The sequence below is a fragment of the Chitinophaga chungangae genome (assembly GCF_017742215.1).
Lineage (GTDB): Bacteria > Bacteroidota > Bacteroidia > Chitinophagales > Chitinophagaceae > Chitinophaga > Chitinophaga chungangae.
This window is the reverse complement of record NZ_JAGHKP010000004.1, coordinates 675,437-694,819: the sequence shown is the minus strand read 5'-3', so window position 1 is coordinate 694,819 and position 19,383 is coordinate 675,437. Positions and strand designations below refer to the sequence as shown.

Annotated in this window: 10 protein-coding genes and 1 tRNA gene; 8 read left to right on the top strand and 3 right to left on the bottom strand. The window is 53.8% G+C overall.

Features of this window, described 5'->3' with window-relative positions; all coding sequences use genetic code 11:
• Positions 1-425: 425 nt before the first annotated feature.
• A tRNA-Asp gene (locus J7I43_RS22370) sits at positions 426-499 on the bottom strand.
• Between the two features lie 357 nt (positions 500-856).
• Between J7I43_RS22370 and J7I43_RS22365 the strand changes: the two genes are divergently transcribed.
• Both J7I43_RS22365 and J7I43_RS22360 read left to right on the top strand, forming a co-directional pair.
• Positions 857-4,462, top strand: a complete 3,606-nt coding sequence (locus J7I43_RS22365; RefSeq protein ID WP_209148099.1) for an Ig-like domain-containing protein — start codon at positions 857-859, stop codon at positions 4,460-4,462.
• Positions 4,463-4,548: 86 nt separating this feature from the next.
• Positions 4,549-5,082 (top strand): YfbM family protein, encoded by a 534-nt coding sequence (locus J7I43_RS22360; protein ID WP_209148098.1) that lies wholly within the window; start codon positions 4,549-4,551, stop codon positions 5,080-5,082.
• A 73-nt stretch (positions 5,083-5,155) separates the two neighbouring features.
• Here J7I43_RS22360 and J7I43_RS22355 read toward each other — a convergent pair whose 3' ends face one another.
• Positions 5,156-6,604, bottom strand: coding sequence for a RagB/SusD family nutrient uptake outer membrane protein (locus J7I43_RS22355; protein WP_209148097.1), 1,449 nt, complete (start codon positions 6,602-6,604; stop codon positions 5,156-5,158).
• A 17-nt stretch (positions 6,605-6,621) separates the two neighbouring features.
• On the bottom strand, positions 6,622-9,747 hold the full coding sequence (locus J7I43_RS22350) for a SusC/RagA family TonB-linked outer membrane protein (RefSeq protein WP_209148096.1): 3,126 nt from the start codon (positions 9,745-9,747) through the stop codon (positions 6,622-6,624).
• A 650-nt stretch (positions 9,748-10,397) separates the two neighbouring features.
• Here J7I43_RS22350 and J7I43_RS22345 point away from each other — a divergent pair.
• The 6 genes from J7I43_RS22345 to J7I43_RS22320 all read left to right on the top strand — a co-directional run bounded on the left by J7I43_RS22345 (position 10,398) and on the right by J7I43_RS22320 (position 19,010).
• Complete coding sequence (locus tag J7I43_RS22345) at positions 10,398-10,955, top strand: RNA polymerase sigma factor (RefSeq protein ID WP_209148095.1); 558 nt, start codon at positions 10,398-10,400, stop codon at positions 10,953-10,955.
• Between the two features lie 72 nt (positions 10,956-11,027).
• Positions 11,028-11,984 carry a FecR family protein gene (locus tag J7I43_RS22340; RefSeq protein ID WP_209148094.1) on the top strand — a complete coding sequence of 319 codons (957 nt, stop codon included), beginning with the start codon at positions 11,028-11,030 and terminating at the stop codon, positions 11,982-11,984.
• A 33-nt stretch (positions 11,985-12,017) separates the two neighbouring features.
• On the top strand, positions 12,018-15,350 hold the full coding sequence (locus J7I43_RS22335; RefSeq protein ID WP_209148093.1) for a TonB-dependent receptor: 3,333 nt from the start codon (positions 12,018-12,020) through the stop codon (positions 15,348-15,350).
• Between the two features lie 23 nt (positions 15,351-15,373).
• Positions 15,374-17,176: a RagB/SusD family nutrient uptake outer membrane protein gene (locus J7I43_RS22330; protein WP_209148092.1), complete on the top strand. Its 1,803-nt coding sequence runs from the start codon at positions 15,374-15,376 to the stop codon at positions 17,174-17,176.
• A gap of 33 nt (positions 17,177-17,209) precedes the next feature.
• Positions 17,210-18,178 carry a BT_3987 domain-containing protein gene (locus tag J7I43_RS22325; RefSeq protein ID WP_209148091.1) on the top strand — a complete coding sequence of 323 codons (969 nt, stop codon included), beginning with the start codon at positions 17,210-17,212 and terminating at the stop codon, positions 18,176-18,178.
• A gap of 1 nt (position 18,179) precedes the next feature.
• Complete coding sequence (locus J7I43_RS22320) at positions 18,180-19,010, top strand: endonuclease/exonuclease/phosphatase family protein (RefSeq protein ID WP_209148090.1); 831 nt, start codon at positions 18,180-18,182, stop codon at positions 19,008-19,010.
• The last annotated feature ends 373 nt before the right edge of the window (positions 19,011-19,383 follow it).

Genomic DNA, 19,383 nt, shown 5'->3' with positions numbered 1-19,383 from the left:
AACTCCTCTCAGTTATTATCAAATTAAAAGCGACAAAAAATGAACCAGTTTCTTTCCCAAAACGGTGGCGGTTTTTCGCCCAGAAAAGTGTCGGTGGATCAAGCTATGAGGTTATTAGGGCGGAATGGTATAAGTGTAACAAGAGAAAAGGCCGAGATAATATTGGATTTCCTTTATTTAATCGCGAAGACCTATCGAACGCAAAAAGAACATGCAAGCTGCGTGGAATTTGACCTCAAGAATGAATCGAACAACGAACAACGGCCTTTGTACTAAAGCGTAGTCACTAACAGATCAGTGATCAATTGCTCCACTGCAAAGTTCGAACCGCACTAAGGACGCCTCCAGAGGATGGTAATATGTTATTAACCAATCTCTTACCTGCATAAAAAAAGGAGACAATCAATATTGATTGTCTCCTTTAGCGGACCGGACGGGACTCGAACCCGCGACCTCCGCCGTGACAGGGCGGCATTCTAACCGACTGAACTACCGATCCAGTATTGACGCGCTTTTCAGCCCGTAATTTACTCCCTTTCGGGGGTGCAAATATAGAAATATTTATTTCAAATCACCAAATTTTATTGCCTTCATCCCTCCCCTTTTCCCGCTTTTCAACCACAAAACCCATCCCGGGCGACCCTATCGCCCAAATCTATAGAAATTTTCATAACCTTTTGACTATCAGCAAACCAATCCCTGCAGCAATTATCAGCATGATGAATTTGACCGGCAATTTAGCAGGTTTTGACCGGTACCCGGTAACGACCGGAAGGGTAATTTTAATTCATCAACCTTCAACCAAAAACCCAAATCCCAGGCGCACTCACAAGTGCCCGCCTTAAAATCCATCCACATGAAAAAAATCATTACCCTCCATCTCCTGGTCATGCTGTTTATGACCATCCTGTCCGCCCATGCCGCCAGATCGGCGGCGCCCCCTTCCGGGTATTTTAACATGATCTCGCGGAATGTGTGGGAACTGACACAGGTGCCCAATATCGCCACCGAAACCGGGCGCATCAAAACTTCCCTGCAAGTGGCGGACTTTGAGCCCGTCGGTTTACGGGCCACGGCCAATACCCAGCTCGTGATCAACGTGGAGCAGACCAGCGGTACGGGACTGCCCAGGCTCATCATGGGCACGTACGACCGGCAGACCGTCGCCACGTACGACCTCGTGGCGGGCGTCAACACCATTACGAACGCCAACGGTGGCGACCTTTACCTGCAATATTCCTCCGCCAGTCCTTCAGACGGCAACAAGGTAAGGGTCACTTTTCAAAGCGGTTACCACACTATGCCGTTGTACATCCTGGGCAGTTCCACGCACCAGCAGTGGCTGGACATGCTCGTGGCGGACACCTCGTCGCCCAACGCCACCCTGGTGTCTGACAGAACGTTTATCGTCGTATCGCAGGTGAAAGCCGAACAATACAAAGACGAAAACCAGGACACGCTGCTGACCCTCATGGACAGGGTGATGCAGGCTGAAGGCGACATCAGCGGGCTGGATAACAGCCTTCCCGTTCATGCGCCCATCCTGCGCAACAAACTCATGCTGCTGGAAAAAGCCAGCGGCAACCCGGACGCCACGTCGCTGGGCCGGGTGCGCATTCCTACCGGCAGCATTCACTGGATATTGTCGCCTTCTTACATACTGGAAGACGGCGGCTGGGGCGTATTCCACGAAATAGGCCATCATCACCAGCATTGGGCATGGACCTGGTCTACCTGCATCGAAGTGTGCGTAAATATTTATTCCCTCGCCGCGAAACGGGCCATCCATTTCGGTCAGCAGGGTATGAGCACGGCGGATTGGAATACCGTCATGAGTTATCTGGCGCAGCCGCAGGCGTCCAAAAATTTCAATGCCGGCAGCGTTTCACTGTTCACCCGCCTCGGCATGTTCCACCAGTTGTGGCTCGCTTACGGGGATTCTTTTTATCACACCCTTCATAAACGCACAAGGGCCGAAGCGCCCTCCCCCAGCGGCGATGAGGCGGAGATGCGGCTCTTTATGCTGTATGCCTGCCAGATCAGCGGCGAAAACCTCGGCCAGTTTTTCAGGAACTGGGGGCTTAACGTAAACCAGTCCATTTACGACGAGCTGGACGCGCTGGGTTATCCCGCGCCGGCAGTGGATCCATCCGCCCTGCGCGAAGACCTTGTAGCCACCATCACTTCCCCGGCCAATAACGCGGTATTCCCGGCAGGCTCCGGCGTAACATTGACGGCTACCGCTTTCGGGCAAGGAAAGATCGCTAACGTGGAATTTTTCCAGGGCACCGTAAAGCTCGGGGAAGACAGCACCGCGCCGTACGAATACGCGTGGAACAACACCAGCCCGGGCAGCTACACGCTTACCGCCAAAGCCACCGCGGCTTCCGGTCAAACAGCCACTTCATCGCCGGTGAATATCGTGATGGAATCCGTGTCTATTACTTCGCCCGCCAACAATGCTTCATTCCCCGCAGGCGAGCCGGTGCAGATCGATGCCAGCGTAAGCGGGGCGGTCGGCCGCGTGGAGTTTTATGCAGACAGCATAAAGATCGGTGAAGCCACCGCCGCACCTTACAGCTTCTCCTGGCAAAATGCGCCGGCCGGCATCCACACGCTCACGGCCAAAGCCATTGATCTTAACGGCGATACGGCAACATCGACCAGCACAGGCATTGTAACAGGCGGCCTGTTCCCGGCTGCGGACGCATATGTGCGGGACGGCGGCAGCGCCAATACGAACTTTGGCACGGCCCATACGCTCGTCGTGAAAAAAGACGGCAACAGCGGTTACAGCAGGGTTTCTTATCTGAAGTTCGATCTCAACGGCTACAACAACCCGGGCATCGCTACGCTTCGCCTTTACATCACCGGCGCAGGCACCGCCGCTTCCGGCACGCAATGGCAGGTTTGGAAAAACGATAACGATACCTGGACCGAAACCGGCATCACCTGGAACAACAAACCTGTTAACAGCACCCAGCTCGCCAGTCAGCAAGGCCGCCGGAGCGGTTACGTGGAATGGGACATCAGCAGCCAGGTAGCGCAGGAATCTGCCGGCGACAAAGTGCTGTCCATCGCGATCGTTTCTTCGGTATCCGGCCAGACCAACGACGCTACTTTCGCTTCGAAAGAAGCCACAGAAGCGGCACTGCGGCCGGTGCTGATGGTAGACGCCTTTCCCGCGGTAACATTGCTGCAGCCCGCCGCCAACGATACTTTGCCCGAGCACGGCGCCATGCTGATCACCGCTTCCGCGAGCGACGACCGGCATTTAGACAGCCTGACCTTGTACATCAACGGCGAAGAAAAAACGCAGTTCACACAAACGCCATACGAATGGAACTGGGCCGACCTGCAGCCCGGCACTTACGGTATCCGCGCAAAAGCGACAGACAACGCGGGCCTTCAAACCTGGTCTGATTCGCTGACGGTATCCGTCGTAAAAGACACCATTCCTCCCGCGCTCATTGCGCCCGCGGCCATTACCGCGAACCCGCTCCCCGGCGCGTCAGACGTGGCGGTAAACATTGGCAACGCCACGGCAACGGACAATGCAGGCATCGCCAGCCTCACGCACAACGCGCCGGCGGTTTTCCCGGTCGGCGAAACCACCGTTACCTGGACGGCCACCGATCTCAGCGGCAATATATCCACCGCCACACAGCTCGTCACCGTTAACTATCTCAAGAGCAAATTCGGTGCGGTGACGCTATACGCCGGCAGCGACGGCAACAACCTCATCGATCTGAAAGCGCAGTTATATGTGAATGGAACACTAGCCGGCACCGGCGAATTGCTGCAGCAAAACATTTCCGGCAACGGCCTTGGCAATTGCAACCGCTTCATCATCCCGATTGATAGCGACAGCGTTACCTACACGCCTTCCGACGTGCTGCAATTAAAAATTTACGCGCGCCGCGCCGGCAACAGCGGGAATTTCAGGATGAAGTTCTGGTACAATGCCGAACCATCCGGCGGCATATCGAAAGGCACGGCTAAAATGGAGAAATACACGCCGGTGATTCCCGGCGGCGACGGTTTCTTTTACCTGCGCGAACAGTTTGCACTGCAGCCTTCCGCAGGCGGCGAGGCCGTAAAAACGTCGCTGAACGTGAACGCCGGCTACCAGGAGATCGGCACATGGTCTGCCGCTACACTGGAACCTAACACTATCTCCCACATCAGCATGGCGCAGGCTGAGCAGCCCCGCAAACAGCAAGGGCTGGAAGTAAAAATATTCCCCAACCCGAGCAGCTACGAATTTGGCTTGCTGGTGGGAAGCGCCACCACATTGCAGGTACGTGTGCGGGTGATGGATATTTCGGGGAAAGTAATTTCGGCGATAACCGGCAATCCCGGTCAGCTGGTGTATTTCGGACAGGAATTAAAACCCGGTCTGTATATCGTGGAAGTGACGCAGGGAAATAAACGGGAAATCGTGAAAGTGATCAAAAAATAACTTCCCAGATAAAAATAAGAAAGGGCGCGGGACTTCCTGCGCCCTTTCTTATTTATGCATGAGATTGCTGAACCATACTTGCAGGGTTGACCTATTTTTGCTTTATTTCAGACAAAACTATACCTGTTATGGGCATGATAGCAAACTTACTCAGGGTGACCAATGCTGAACCGGAAACCTACATCAGCAACAGCGCTTTGCTGGAAGAAAGAATTTATGAGAACGAAGAAGAAGATCTCATGCTGACCGATATCGATAAATCCTGGGAAGGCATACTTTTTTTGCTGACCGGGCAGAACCTTGAAAAGCTTGACCATCCTCTGGGAAGGGTACTTTTCAGCGGCCGGGTAATAGACGAAAACCAGGACCTGGGATATGGCCCGGGACATTATTTAACACCCAAAGAGGTCGGGGAAATGAGCGGGGCGCTTGCCGGCATCACCAAAGAAGAACTTACGCAAAGGTTGGATTCTCCGCGAATGACGGAACTTGCCATTTATCCTGAAATATGGGCGGAGGAAAATGCGCTGGGTTATCTGCTGGATTATTTTGAAGTAATTCAAACAGTGTATGCAACTGCCGCAAAAAATAACGAAGCGGTTATTACTTTTTTAAACTGAAAAAGGAAAATCCTCCACAAAAAAAGGAGGCCCGTGCAATGCACAGGCCTCTTTTGAAGAATAGTATTGAAGGTTAGTTGGTATAACCGGTGTTCTGTTCCATACCGCTTACGTCGGTTTCAGCCCTGGGTATCGGCAGAATATTGCGGTAGTCGCCGGGAGCCAACGTGATGGGAGTTACGTGCTCGGGCGCCGTTCTGACGAGCGTTTCTTTGCGGCGCGTAATATCGTAGAAACGGAAACCTTCGCCGTAAAGTTCCTTCCTTCTTTCGTCGCGGATCTCGGTTTTCAGCGCGGTACCGGTGTTGGTAGATTTCACTGCGCCGGTAATAGCCCTTGCCTGAACGGCGAACAGCGCGTCCTGTGCGGGGCCGTCGTGACCCAGTTCGGATTCGGCTTCCGCTTCGATGAGGTACATTTCAGCGGAACGGATCATCGGAACGCTCAGGTCCCATGCATCTCGGAACCAGAATTTATTCATCAGGTAACCATCGCGGGAAAAAGCGATATCGTCACGGCGGAGCGCATCGCCTTCATAAGGAGGAGGCAATTTATCCAGGTTCAGGTAGAACTGTTTCTGACGGATATCGTTATCCGCAAACATGTTCAGAAATGAAGTGGTGGCGCGGAAAGTGCTGTAGCCGATATTGTACGGTTCCTGGAAGGAAGCGATCTGAACGTAACCGGTATTGTCGTCTGAACGGTAAACGAGCGTCCATATCCATTCATCGTTCGGATCGATAAAACCTTCCAGCAGGGAGGCAGCCGGCGCCAGAGGATGCCCTGCGCGGGCCAGTTTCGCATGATCGCTGGCCAGCTGCCATTGCTGCATATCGAGGTATACCCTTGCAAGCAGGCCGTTTACGGCGTTAACGGTAAGACGTCCGTCGCCGCCGTTGCGCTGCGGATCCAGGTTTTCTTTCGCAAACAGCAGGTCTTCTACGATAAAATCATAGTCCGCTTTCACGGTGCCTCGTCCCGGGATCGGGTCGCTTGCGCCAATCACTTTATCTACAACCGGAATGCCGGGAGCATTCTGATCAACTGCATACGGCTGGGCGAACAGTCGCACGAGCTGCAGGTGGGCCCAGGCCCTCAGCGCCCTGGCTTCAGCGATATAATCCGTTTTCAGCTCGTCCGTCAGCGGCGATTTAGGCAATTCCGTGATCGCCACGTTCGTGTTGAGGATCATCTTATACCCATCCCTGAAGAACACACCGCCGTAACCCGCGGTAGGCGATTGCTGGAACTGGTATTCCGTCACAAAACGGTTGTAGTTGCCAGTCTTTACTACCAGCATGTCCCCGCCTTTAACATCCTGCGTCAGCGAGATCTGCGTATTGAAAGAACTGGTAGTGATGAGATCGTACAAACCATTCATCGCGGCAGTTACTTTTTCCGGCGTGGAGAATGCGGTTTCAGCTGCGATGTCAGCTGTAGGCAACGGCTCCAGGAAGTCTTTCCCGCAGCCGCCGGCCACTAAAAGCGTGCCTGAAAGAAAAATATATACTAAACGTTTCATAGTTGTCTGTTTTGAGATTAGAAGCCAAGATTTAAGCCTACGGTAAATGTTTTTACGTTCGGAACATCGTTGTCGGCACTGCCGCCGATGCTCATTTCCGGATCTACGCCTTTATGTTTGGCCCAGGTGAACAGGTTTTCGCCGGAAACATACACACGCAGGTTGGAAACGTTGATCCTGCCCAGCAAAGATTTAGGCACCTGGTAACCGAGGTTGATATTTTTTACCCTTGCATAGCTGCCATCGTACAGGAAACGGGAAGAAGTATTGTTACCCTGGTCGGTATTGCCCAGTACGAAACGCGGAATATCGGTCACGTCGCCTTCTTTTTTCCATGCCCGCTGCATGTCCGGAGAAAGTTGCTGACCGGGCGTATTACCGTTGGTCATCAGCTGGGAATAGGAGTTGTCGTAGATCTTACCACCTACGCTGAAGTAAGTATAGATACTCAGATCGAAATCTTTGTAACGGAAGGTGTTGTTGAAACCGCCGAAGAATTTCGGGAGCGCGGAGCCCAGTTCGTAACGCGTAGCGGCATTATAGCTTTTTGTAGTGATCTTTTTACCGGTGCGCTGACCATTTACGATCTCGTCCTGGTACCATTGCGGACGGCCATCTGCGGCGTCTACACCGGCCCATTCGGGAAGGAACCACATATAACGGTCTTTACCTACGACCCATCTCTTTGAAGATGCGTTGGGGTCGATCAGCGTGTCTTTCGTCATTTTCAGGATGATGTTCTTGGTGGTCGTGAGGTTCGCTGAAGCGGTCCAGTTAAAGTCTTTGGTGCTGAACACCGTGGCTTCCACCATAAATTCCCAGCCTTTGTTCCTGATAGCGGCAAAGTTGGTGTTGATGGTCGTGAAACCGGTCAGCATAGACAGGGGCTGAGCAATCAGAACACCGGTGGAATGGCGGTTGAAATACCCGATCTCTCCCCTGAAACGGCGCAGGAAAGCAAATTCGAGACCGATGTCGAGGACCTTGCTGGTTTCCCATTGGAGCTTGGTATTTTCAAGCTGTTTGTACGTAATGCCCGGCAGGCCGTTGTAATTAAAGCCCGTGCCGTACAGGCCAAGACGCGCATAACGGCTGCCGATGATGTCGTTGCCGGTAGTACCGTAGCTCGCTTTCAGTTTCAGTTCGTCGACCCAGGATTGAGCGGCCATAAAACTTTCGCGGCCGATACGCCAGCCACCGCCCACGTTCCAGAAAGTACCGTAACGGTAATCGGAGCCGAAGATGGATGAACCGTCGCGGCGAACGCCACCAGTCAGGTAGTAACGGTCTGCATAGCTATAATTGATCCTTGAAAGCCAGGAGAGCATTCTTTTCTCGGTGGTAGACGTTCCCACATCCACCGGCGTTGCGGCGGCATTCAGTTCATAAATGCCGTTGAAAGGGAAAGTAGTGCCGTTGAGGGAGTTGTTCTCGTAAGTCTGGTTCAGCGCTTCCTGGCCAACCATTACACTAACGCCGTGATCGCCGAACTGCCGGTCGTAAGACAGTGTATTGGTGAGCGTGAGATCGAGGTTACGCGGGCGGTAGCGGACAGTACGGCCCTGCACGCTGGTACCGTCACCATGATCGGAGTTATAGTACTGCGTTTCGGAGATATCGAAATAATCAACTCCGCCGAGCGTCTTGAACTTAAAATTTTTCAGGAAGCTCACTTCCACATAAGGACTGAAAATGCCTCTTACGGTTTTGGCCCGGTAGATATTGTATTTGGCCAGGCCAAGAGGGTTGTAATCTTTTACCAGCGGCGCGTTGTAGTCGTACAGGAAGCCGTCGCCGGTGGGGTCGGGTATCGGATTGCCGTCTGCGTCTAACTGGTACAGCGGGTAAACCGAAGCCACAATCTCGGAGAAACGGATCGGGTTAGCGGCGCCACCTGCGCCCGCGGGCGTGTTCTGATCGGTGTAGGAAAGCGTGGTGTTCACACCGGCTTTGATAAAGCTGGTAACGGCATGTTCCACGTTGATCCTGGCGGAATAACGTTTGAAGTTAGACGCCAGTACGATGCCTTTCTGGTTGAAATAAGAACCGCCAAAATAAAATTTGGTCTTGTCCGTACCGCCGGAAACGTTCAGGCCGTAATCTTCGGTGCGACCCTGGTTGATCACCGCATCGCGCCAGTCTGTATCGTACAGCAGCCTTGCGCCGCTGCTCAGCGCACCGCCCGCGCCCAGCGGCTGATTATTGTTGTAAGGGTTTACCTGCAGGGCATCGATGGTGCTGGTATTCGCTTTGGTTGCAGCGGTTGCGGCATTATCGCCGGCAGCGAGGTTTTCAGCGTTGAAATGATCCCACCAGTATTTGTAATATTCGGCGGCGCCCATCATTTTATGACGGTCTACCGCGATGGAAGACCACCCGTTATTGGCGGAGAAATTGATATTGGATTTGCCGGCGCGGCCTTTTTTGGTCGTGATCACCACTACGCCGTTCGCGGCGCGGGAACCATACAGGCCTGAAGCTGTCGCATCTTTCAGCACGGTGATGTTCTCGATATCTTTCGGGTCCAGCGTGGAAAGGATGTTGGCGGTGGTTTGCACCTGCGTATAATCGCCTTCCGCAATGGCAATGCCGTCTATCACGAACAGCGGCTGCGCGTTCTGCGCGGTGCTGAAGTTGCTCGCGCCGCGGATGCGGATGGTGCTGTTGCCGCCGGGCTGGCCGGAATTGCTTTGCACGGTGATACCGGTAGCAAGGCCCTGCAGGGCTTTATCAAAAGAAGCTACAGGGCGCGCCTGCAGCGGCTCCGAGCCGATCACGGATGCACTGCCCGTAAAGGCGGACTTGCGCTGTGAACCGTAAGCCACGGCCACGAACTCTTCCAGTTCGTTCACGCCGGTTTCGAGCGATACATCGACCGTCGTTTTGTCGCCGATCTCCACTTCCTTCACTTTCATGCCGATCGTGGAGAAAACGAGCACCTTGGCTGTGGCGGGCACCTGGAGGCTGTATGTGCCGTCTTGTTTGGAAATGGTACCGGAACTGGTACCCTTGATGCTGACCGTTACAAACGGCAGGGAGGCTCCCGTCGCATCTGTAATTTTCCCTGAAATTACCCTACTCTGGGCGTTAGCGCCCACCGTCATCAATAAGAGGCAGGTAAACAGGCATAAAATTCTGTGCATGTTTTTGACAATTTAGATTTGGAAGAAGTTTCATTCGTTTGATAACATACCTCTCCCCGCCAGGCTGATCTGCAAGATGCCGGGAACGGTTGTATCGCTGGTGTATGGCAATACACGCCAATGCGGATACGATGTGCTGATATTGTTTGGAAATTGGTATGCCTGCAATCAAACCGGTGCAGGATCGGGGCGGCCCGAAAGGCCTTTACATAAGTTAAGTTTCTTGATACATAGGCAAATCGACTTAGATTTTATTATTACTGATAATCAAAAAAAAATTTCAAACAATTCTAACGGGGAATATTTACCAGGTCAAACGAACCTTCCTGTGGCGTACCATCTTTTCGCTGGTTGATGAGCGCATGGTAACCTAGATTTTGGTCGTCATAAGCAATTACGAATACAAAAAATGAAATACTTATACTTGTATTAAGACAAATGTACTTGATTTTTCACAAACTTATCGTGCGGCGAGAAATTTTTCTCAATACAATTTTAACCTGATCCCGGTGCAGGCGCATACATCCCATGAATTAACTGTCAAAATTTTATAAGGAATTCAGTAATATTACCGTTGAGACAATTCACTTTCAACCAAACCATCGTAATGTCCGGCACGCCCCGGGTACTTTTTTGCAACCTAATACAGCATGAACAGTTTTGCAGCCAGACTGAAAGCAAATGAGGAAGATGCGCTCAAGGAGCTCATGGACCTGATTGGACCAAAGGTCCTGGGCTACTGCAAAAAGAAAACGGGGAACGATGAAGACGCGGAAGAGCTTGTACTGGATATTTTCCTGAAGCTCTGGCATTTCCGGTCCCGCATCGATACCAACGCCAACCTGGAAGTACTGCTCTTTACCATCGCACGCAACCATCTCCTTAATTTCATCCGCAATAAGGCCATCCGCCAGCTCGCGCTCACCCATCCGGAGGAAGCCGGCCATTTTGCCGAAGATTCCATTCTACGCCGCCTCGACCACCAGGCCCTGCTCACCCAGTACCGCCACGTTCTCTCCAAACTGGGCGATAAACAACGTAATGTGTTCCAGCTAAGCCGTGAAGAAGGATTGTCTAACAAAGAGATCGCCGAAAAACTGGGCATTTCCGTCCGCACAGTGGAATCGCACATACACAGCAGCCTCAAAACGCTTCGCGCGGAACTGAAAGACGCCTATCCGCTGCTGCTGCTCCTTCTCCTCCCCTGACATTTTTTTTTAAAAATCACTCAGTAGTCTGCCCGGATTCCGTGTATATAAGGGAAAGCGTTTCCTTACATTATGCCTAACGATCCCGCGTCTTTAGACGATCTTTTTCACAAAGTCAACACCCATACCGCCAGTGCATCGGAGCTGGTCTTATTTCTCCGGCTGCTGGAAGATCCGGAAGTACAGGAGCGATGGACGCGGTTCCAGGAGTGGGAGCAGGCGCCCGAACAGGCTCTGCCCGACGGCTTGCGCGACCGGTTAGTGCTTCCGCCCGCCGCAAATGAACCTTCCGCCGCGCCCCGTAAACCGCTGTACCGGAAAATCCTGCCATACGCCGCCGCTGCGGCCCTTGTTCTGCTGGTAAGATTGTTCCTGCCCCGCGCGGAAGGACCCTATCTTCTTACCGCGGTTACCGGCGACGGGGAAATCCGTACCGTTATCCTGCCGGACAGCACGACCGTCAAGCTGAATGCACGCTCCAGCCTGCGTTACTCCGAAAACGCCGCCACCGGCGAGCGGATCGTGCAACTGGAAGGCCAGGGTTTCTTTATCGTGCGCGACGATGCGGTACGGCCATTCGTCGTACAAAGCGGGCTGTTAAAAACGCAGGTGCTCGGTACCAGTTTCGATGTGCGCGCTTATCCCGGCGTAACGCCCATGGTAGCGGTGGTGAGCGGAAAAGTAAAGGTCTCTGACAATACGGGTCAATCGATCCTGCTGTCCAAAGGGCTCCGCGCCACTTACGACGAGCACGCCGACCGTTTCAGCAAGTTTGCCGAAAACCCCGCCAGCATGAGCGCCTGGCAGCAAAAACTCATCGACATGCAGGGGCTGAGCCTGCGCGAGGTTTGCTCGATCCTCGAAACGGGATATGGTGTTACGATCGATCTTCAGCCCGGCATAGAAAATTTCGAATTATCCGGCCACCAGGCCAACACGTCTTTACAGTCCACATTAGAATCCATTTGTTTCATCTTTAATCTCAGGTTCGAACAGAAAGGAAAAACCATTTACATCCGGCAACAATAAACAATCACCTTACCACGATTCAAAACTGAACACATGATCCGTAATCTACTCTTAATGCTGCGCAGCACCGGCAGGCACGGATGCCTGCGGATGCTGCTGCCGTTCCTGCCTGTGCTGATGGCGCTGCCCGCTGTCGCGCAGGATGCGGGCTCCGCGACTGTCAACATCTCAGTCCGGGAAGTTCCGGTCACCCAGGTTTTCACATTGATAGAAAACCAAACTCCTTTCCGCTTTGTATACGACCAGTCCCTGACCAACCATCCAAAGCGCATCACACTCAACCTCCGGAACGCAACGGTTTCCGGCTTGCTCGCCGAAATCGACCGGCTGGCCGGTCTCCAGTTTAAGATCAGCGGCCACACCGTTTCCGTTACACAGCGCACCGGCGCCCCCGGCAATGGGAACCTCAGGGAGATCACGGGTATCGTCCGGGATTCCACCGGCCAGCCCATGGTAGGCGTTACCATCCAGGTGAAAGATACCAAGACCGGTACCGGCAGCGACGTCAACGGCCGCTACGTACTGCAGGTGCCTGAAGGAGCCGTCTTATCCTTCTCCATGATCAGCTACCGGACGCAGGAAATTTTGGTGGGTAAAGCATCGAAATACGATGTAGTGATGCATGAAGCCTCGTCTGCCCTCGAAGAAGTCGTAATCGTGGGTTTCGGCGCCCAAAAGAAGATCGGCCTGGTAGGCGCGCAAAACACCATTTCGGCCAAAGACCTGAAACAACCCGTGTCTAACCTGACCAATTCGCTCGGCGGCCGCGTTGCCGGTATGGTAAGCGTGCAACGCAGCGGCGAGTTGGGTTACAACGACGCCAACATTTACATCCGCGGGATCTCTACCTTCTCCGCCGGCCTGAGCGCGCCGCTGACGCTGGTAGACGGCGTTCCCCGCTCCATCGCCAACCTCGACCCCGAAGACATTGAAAGTTTTACCGTTCTCAAAGACGCCGCCGCTACCGCCGTTTATGGCGTCCGTGGGGCCAACGGCGTGATCATCGTGACGACCAAAGCGGGCAAAGCCAGCAAGCCGTCGTACAATTTCCGTTATACGGAAGGCGTGACGGAGTTCACCACGTTGCCTTCATTCGCAGACGGCGCGTTATACATGGAAATGTCGAACGAGGCGTTAAAAACCCGCGGCAACACGCCCATTTATTCGGATGAGGCCATCCAGGCCACGCGCGACGGATCAGATCCTTACCTCTACCCGAATGTGAACTGGTTCGACGCCATGTTCAACAAAACCGGCCGTTACCGCAACGCCAACGCCAATATCAGCGGCGGCTCCGAAAAGGCGGTTTATTATGTTGGCCTCTCGTTTACCGATGAGCTCGGCATGTACAAAACAGACGAGCTGAGCAAATACAATTCATCCATCTTCGAAAAACGTTACAACGTTACCTCCAACCTTACCTTGCAGCCATCCCCCACTACCACGGTGAAACTGGGCATCAACGGCTACCTGAAGAACGTGAACCTGCCGACCACCGGCGTGGGCGATCTCTTTACAGACGCTTATTTCATGACGCCCACGCAGATCCCGCTGAAATACCCGGATGGAAAGATCGCGGACGTGCGCTCCGGCAGCCTGTCCAATCCCTGGGCCAGCCTTACGCAGGTAGGGTACGCCAATCAATGGAGAAGCCAGATCAACTCCAACCTCCGTCTTACGCAACAGTTGAATTTCCTGACCAAAGGATTGTCTGTAACCGGCATGTTCGCATTCGACGCTTACAACTATACCAGCAACCGTTATACGAAAACGCCCGACACCTGGCTGGCCATCGGCCGGGACGCGGACGGGCAGCTTCAGTTCGAGCAAACAGCCATCGGCACCGAATTCCTGGCTTATACCAAATCCAACCAGGGTGAACGGACGGTCTATTCCGAACTGGCGCTCAACTACGACCGCGCTTTTGGCAAAGATCATAACGTTACCGGCATGTTGCTGTATAACAAAAGCGACAAGATCAACACGTATGCGGCCGATCTCGAAACTTCCATGCCGTACCGCATGCAGGGCCTGGCCGGCCGGGCAACGTACGGGTACAAAAACCGTTACTTCCTCGAAGCTAACTTTGGTTACAACGGCTCCGAAAACTTCCACCCAAACAAACGTTACGGTTTCTTCCCCTCTGCGGGCCTGGGCTGGGTGATCTCGGACGAAAGTTTCTTTAAGCCCATCCGGAAATATGTGCCTTTCTTCAAGGCGCGTTTCTCCCATGGCCTCGTGGGCAACTCCAACATCGACGGCCGCCGCTTCGCTTATCTCGCTACCGTGGCCAATTTGGGCTCTTACGGGTTCGGCAAAACGACGCCCGCCAATACTACCGGTATGGAGATCGGGGAATATGCAGTGGACGTGACCTGGGAAGAAGCAAAAAAGACCAATCTCGGCTTTGATATCCGCCTGCTGAACGAAGATCTTTCCATCCAGGTAGACCTGTTCCGCGAATACCGCAGCGGCATCTTCCTCCGCCGTAAATCGCTGCCCGCCTATGTGGGAATGATCAATGCGCCTTTCGCCAACGTCGGCATCATCGACAACAAGGGCATAGATGCTACTTTCACCTATAATGCCCGGTTTGGTGCTGTAAACGTCAACCTTCTCGGTAATTTCAGCTATAACCGCAACAAAGTGGTGGAAAACGACGACCCGGCCTGGAAATACCCCTGGCTCGACCGTAAAGGCCAGAAAGTAAGCCAGCGTTACGGTTACATTGCATTGGGACTGTTCGAAAGCGATAAGGACGTGAAGAACTCTCCCCGCCAGACAGGCGATGTTCGCGCCGGCGATATCAAATTCAAAGACCTCAACGGCGATGGGGTGATCGACAGCTACGACCAGGCGCCCATCGGTTACGGCGACGTACCGGAAATCATGTATGGCTTCGGTTTTACCGTGGGTTACAAGGCATTTTCCCTGTCTGCCCTGTTCCAGGGCGCCGCACACGTAGACGTGATACTGAATGGCGAAGGCACCATGCCGTTCCAGCAGGGCCTTGCGCGTGGCAACCTCTTCTCCAATATCACCGACCGCTGGACGGAGGAAAATCCGAATCCCAATGCGTTTTATCCCCGCCTCATGCCCGGCTCGCTCAACGACAACTACGCATCCAGCACCTGGTGGGTAAAAAACGCGGACTATATGCGCCTCAAAACGCTTCAGCTGGCTTACAACATGCCGTCTGCCTGGATGAAACGCATCCATTTCAAATCCGCCAACGTGTTTCTGCAGGGCGTAAACCTGCTCACGTTCTCTTCCTTTAAACTATGGGATGTCGAAATCGGTAACGGCCGCGGCGCTGCTTATTCCAGCACCCGCTCCTTCGCCGCCGGCATCGCTGTGAATTTATAACCTGATCAAAAAGAAAAACACCAATGAAATTCAAATATATTCCGCTCCTGTTCCTCGCCGCCGCCACCATTTTGCCGGCCTGCAACAAGGATTTCCTGAACCAGGTCCCGGACGACCGCATCTCCATCGACCAGGTGTTCGCCCGCCGCAAATACACGGAAGCTTACCTGGCCAATATCTACTCTTACATGCCCAACGACGCGTACCGCAATACTTCTCCCTGGGAAGGCATGTCTGACGATGCGGACATCACCTACGACCGCCCGGGCTCAGGGTACGATACCTACGCTACCAATCTCGGCAACTGGAATGCGGCAAGCAACTATTTCAACTACTGGACCAGCTTCTACAAAGCCATCCGCTCCGCTACTTATTTTATCAACCGGGTAGACGAGAACGAGGAGATCAAGGCGCTCCCCAACGGCAACGACCTGATCGCGCAATACAAGGCCGAAGCCCGTGCGCTCCGCGCCTTCTATTACTACTGCATCGTGCGGCAGTACGGTCCCTGCATCCTGCTGGGCGATACCCCCATTCCCGGCGACCTTTCCCCTTCCGCCGAAGAAATGAACCTGCCGCGCAATTCCATGGACGAATGTATCGACTATATCGTTGCAGAACTGGATGCCGCCGCACCGCTGCTGCCCAAACATTTTACGGATCAACCGGATACCGAATACGGCCGCCTCACGCAGGCATTCTGCAAGGCGGTAAAAAGCCGCGCCCTGCTGCATGCCGCCAGTCCTCTTTTCAACGGCAACGCGGATTATGCCATGCTGAAAAATAAAAACGGTACGCAGCTGATCAACCAGTCATATGATGTCAACAAATGGAAAAGAGCGGCCGACGCCGCCAAAGAAATGATCACCGGTTTCAGCTTCGATCTTTACCGCAAGAACGGCGCCGGCGGAACGTTCGATCCTTATCTTTCCACCCGCGACGTATTTATCGACCCCTGGAACATAGAAGTGATCTATGCCCGCCCGACCAACAGCCTTTCCGCCTGGGAACGTTCCGCTTCCCCGCGCCTGTGCAACGGTTATGCGGCGGTGGCGGTAACGCAACAGTTGGTGGACGAATTCGAGATGGCAAACGGCAAAGGCATCAAAGAGGCAGGATCGGGATACGTGGAAACCGGTTTCTCGACAGAAGAACATCCCTTCGCCCCCAAAGGCACTTATAACATGTACGTTAACCGCGAGCCGCGGTTTTATGTGAACGTGAGCTTCAACGGCAGCCCGTGGATCAATCCTTCCGAGGGCGTAAAACTGATCCAGACCTACTTCACCGGCAACACCGGCAAAAAAGGCAGCTGGGACTTCCCCCGCACGGGTTATATCGCCCGCAAAAACGTGCACCCGGACAGCAATCCACGCCTGAGCAAATACGTGGCCAGGCCGCTGGTGATCTTCCGCTATGCGGAGATCCTGCTGAACTACATCGAAGCGCTGAACGAAGCGGAGCCCGGTAATCCCGACATTGCGCTTTACCTGAACAAGATACGCAACCGCGCCGGCCTCCCGGACGTGGCGCCGGGATTGGGCCAGGCTGAGATGCGTGCGAAGATCTGGCACGAGCGCAGGGTGGAGCTGGCGCTGGAAAACATGCGCTACTTCGACACCCGCCGCTGGAAGATCGCCGAACAAACCGATGGCGGCCCCTTCTACGGCATGAATGTAGATGCGGGCACCAAACTGACCGACCTGGTATTCTATCAGCGCACCGTATTTGAGCGCCGCGTATTCCTGAAACAATATTACCTGTTCCCGATCCCGCAATCGGAAATGGACCGCGATCCGCAACTGGTACAAAACACGGGCTGGTAAACCGGTCTATTCAATCTCTCAATGCAAACGAACATGAAACATATCAAAAGACTACTGATCATACCGTTCTGCGCCGCTGCTTTCCTTGGCAGCTGCACGACCGATAAAGACCTGATGGACCACGTTTCCGACAGCACCGCCGTCGTGTACATGCCTCAAGCCACGCAATCGCCCGCCGTATTTACTTTCGAGCGCGGCCAGGCAGATGCCGGGATCGTTTACGGCGCCTGTTACGGCGGCCCGCATGCCAATACCAGCGACATCGACGTGCAGTTTTCCACCGACCCGGGGCTGGCGGCGCACTTTAACGATGAAAATTTTACCGAATACCCGGTTATGCCGGCCGGCAGTTATGAGCTGGAACAAACCAGCGCCACCATTGCATCCGGCAAGGTGAGCACCGTACCGCTTACCATTAAGCTGCACCTGGACAAGCTCGAAGGCGTGGGCGGATATCTCCTGCCAGTGACCATCAGCGCCAACGCCAAACTCAACGAACAACTGCGCACCACTTTTTTCCTCGTGAAAGCGCTTTATCCATCCAACCCGTTCCCCATGCTCGACCGCAGCCAATGGGCCATTACCGGAGTTTCCTCGGAGGAGCCTACCGGCGACGGCGCGAATAACGGCAAGGCCATCTATGCGCTCGACGGCGTGGAAACCACCTGGTGGAGCACCCAATGGAAAGCCGCCAAACCCGGTCCCCCGCATGTGCTGACCATCGACATGAACGCCACGCAAAAACTGCACGGCTTTTCCATCACCGGCCGCCTGGATGCCGCCGGCGCACCGAAAAGCACCGGCAATCCGAAGGATATCATCGTGCAAACCAGCGCCGACGGGGTCAATTGGACATACAGCGAATCCTTCACGCTGACGAACATCAAGGAAAACGTGTTCTACCTCGCTTACGCACAAAACGCCCGTTATTTCCGCATCACGGTCAATACTTCGCAGGGCGATATTTACCTGACGCACATCGGAGAACTGAATGCATTTTAACATGAGAAAATACTGGTTATTCGGCGCCCTGCTAACGCTCGCCTGCAACAAGCCCAATCAGCTGCCGCCCGATCCCGGCGCCGGCGCACCGAAGCCGGCGGTGAAAGTGATGACGTATAACATCTATGGCGCGCGCGCCTCTTCCGGCGCACCGGCAGACCTTTCGGCGATCGCCAAAGTGATCAACGACGAAAAGCCGGACCTGGTAGCGCTGCAGGAAGTGGACGTTTTCACCCAGCGCACGGGCGTTACCGTTCACCAGGCGCGCGAACTGGCAGCCCTTACCGGGATGGAATGGTTCTTCGCCAAGGCGATCGACCAGACAGGCGGCGAATACGGCGATGCGGTACTTTCAAGGTTGCCGGTCAAATCCTCGCAAAGGTTCACCCTGCCGGTTACCCCGCAACTGAGCGGAGAGTTCCGGTCCGTAGCGATGATCAAAGTAAATAAAGACGGAAAGGATTTTTATTTCGCATCCACGCACTTCGATCATCTTGCGCAGGAAGATAACCGCATCCTGCAGGCGCAGGAACTGAAGAAGATCGTCGCAAAGCTCGACCTGCCGCTGATCATCGCGGGCGACCTCAATGCACGCCCCGAATCGCAGGCGATGACGATCGTGCGCGAATACCTCAACGTAGGCTGCCTGCAGCAATGCCCGATGACCTTTCCATCAGACAAGCCGGACCGCACCATTGACTATATATTGTCCGCACCCTCCGGGAAGTTCACGGTGTCGTATTACAATGCATTGACGGGTTACATTCCTGAAAATAAAGTGTATGCGTCCGATCACCGGCCGGTGGTGGCTAATATTAAACTGAATTGGTAGTGTATTGTACTCTTTATCCTTAATCTGGGGCCGGCTTTTATGCCGGCCCTTTTTTATCTATTCCCCGAAAACAAAGCGCGGGTGGAGGGCCGTGGTGAAATTTCCGGTCGTTTTCATAAATAAAAAAGAATTGCGCCGCTCCGATAAAGGCGCAAAAGCATGATGTTGCCGATGCCTTCATCCGGGCCGTCTATATTGGTATAAAATATGATGAGCAGGTTGTGCCGGATCTTCCGATTAACGGTATAACCGCCAATTAACTCCAGAAGATATCCCGGAAATACGCTAACTTTCCTATCGGGCGAATAAGCCCCATGATTGGCATCGTGCGTAAACGCAAGGCCCGACCCGACAATACCGCATCCCATCATAA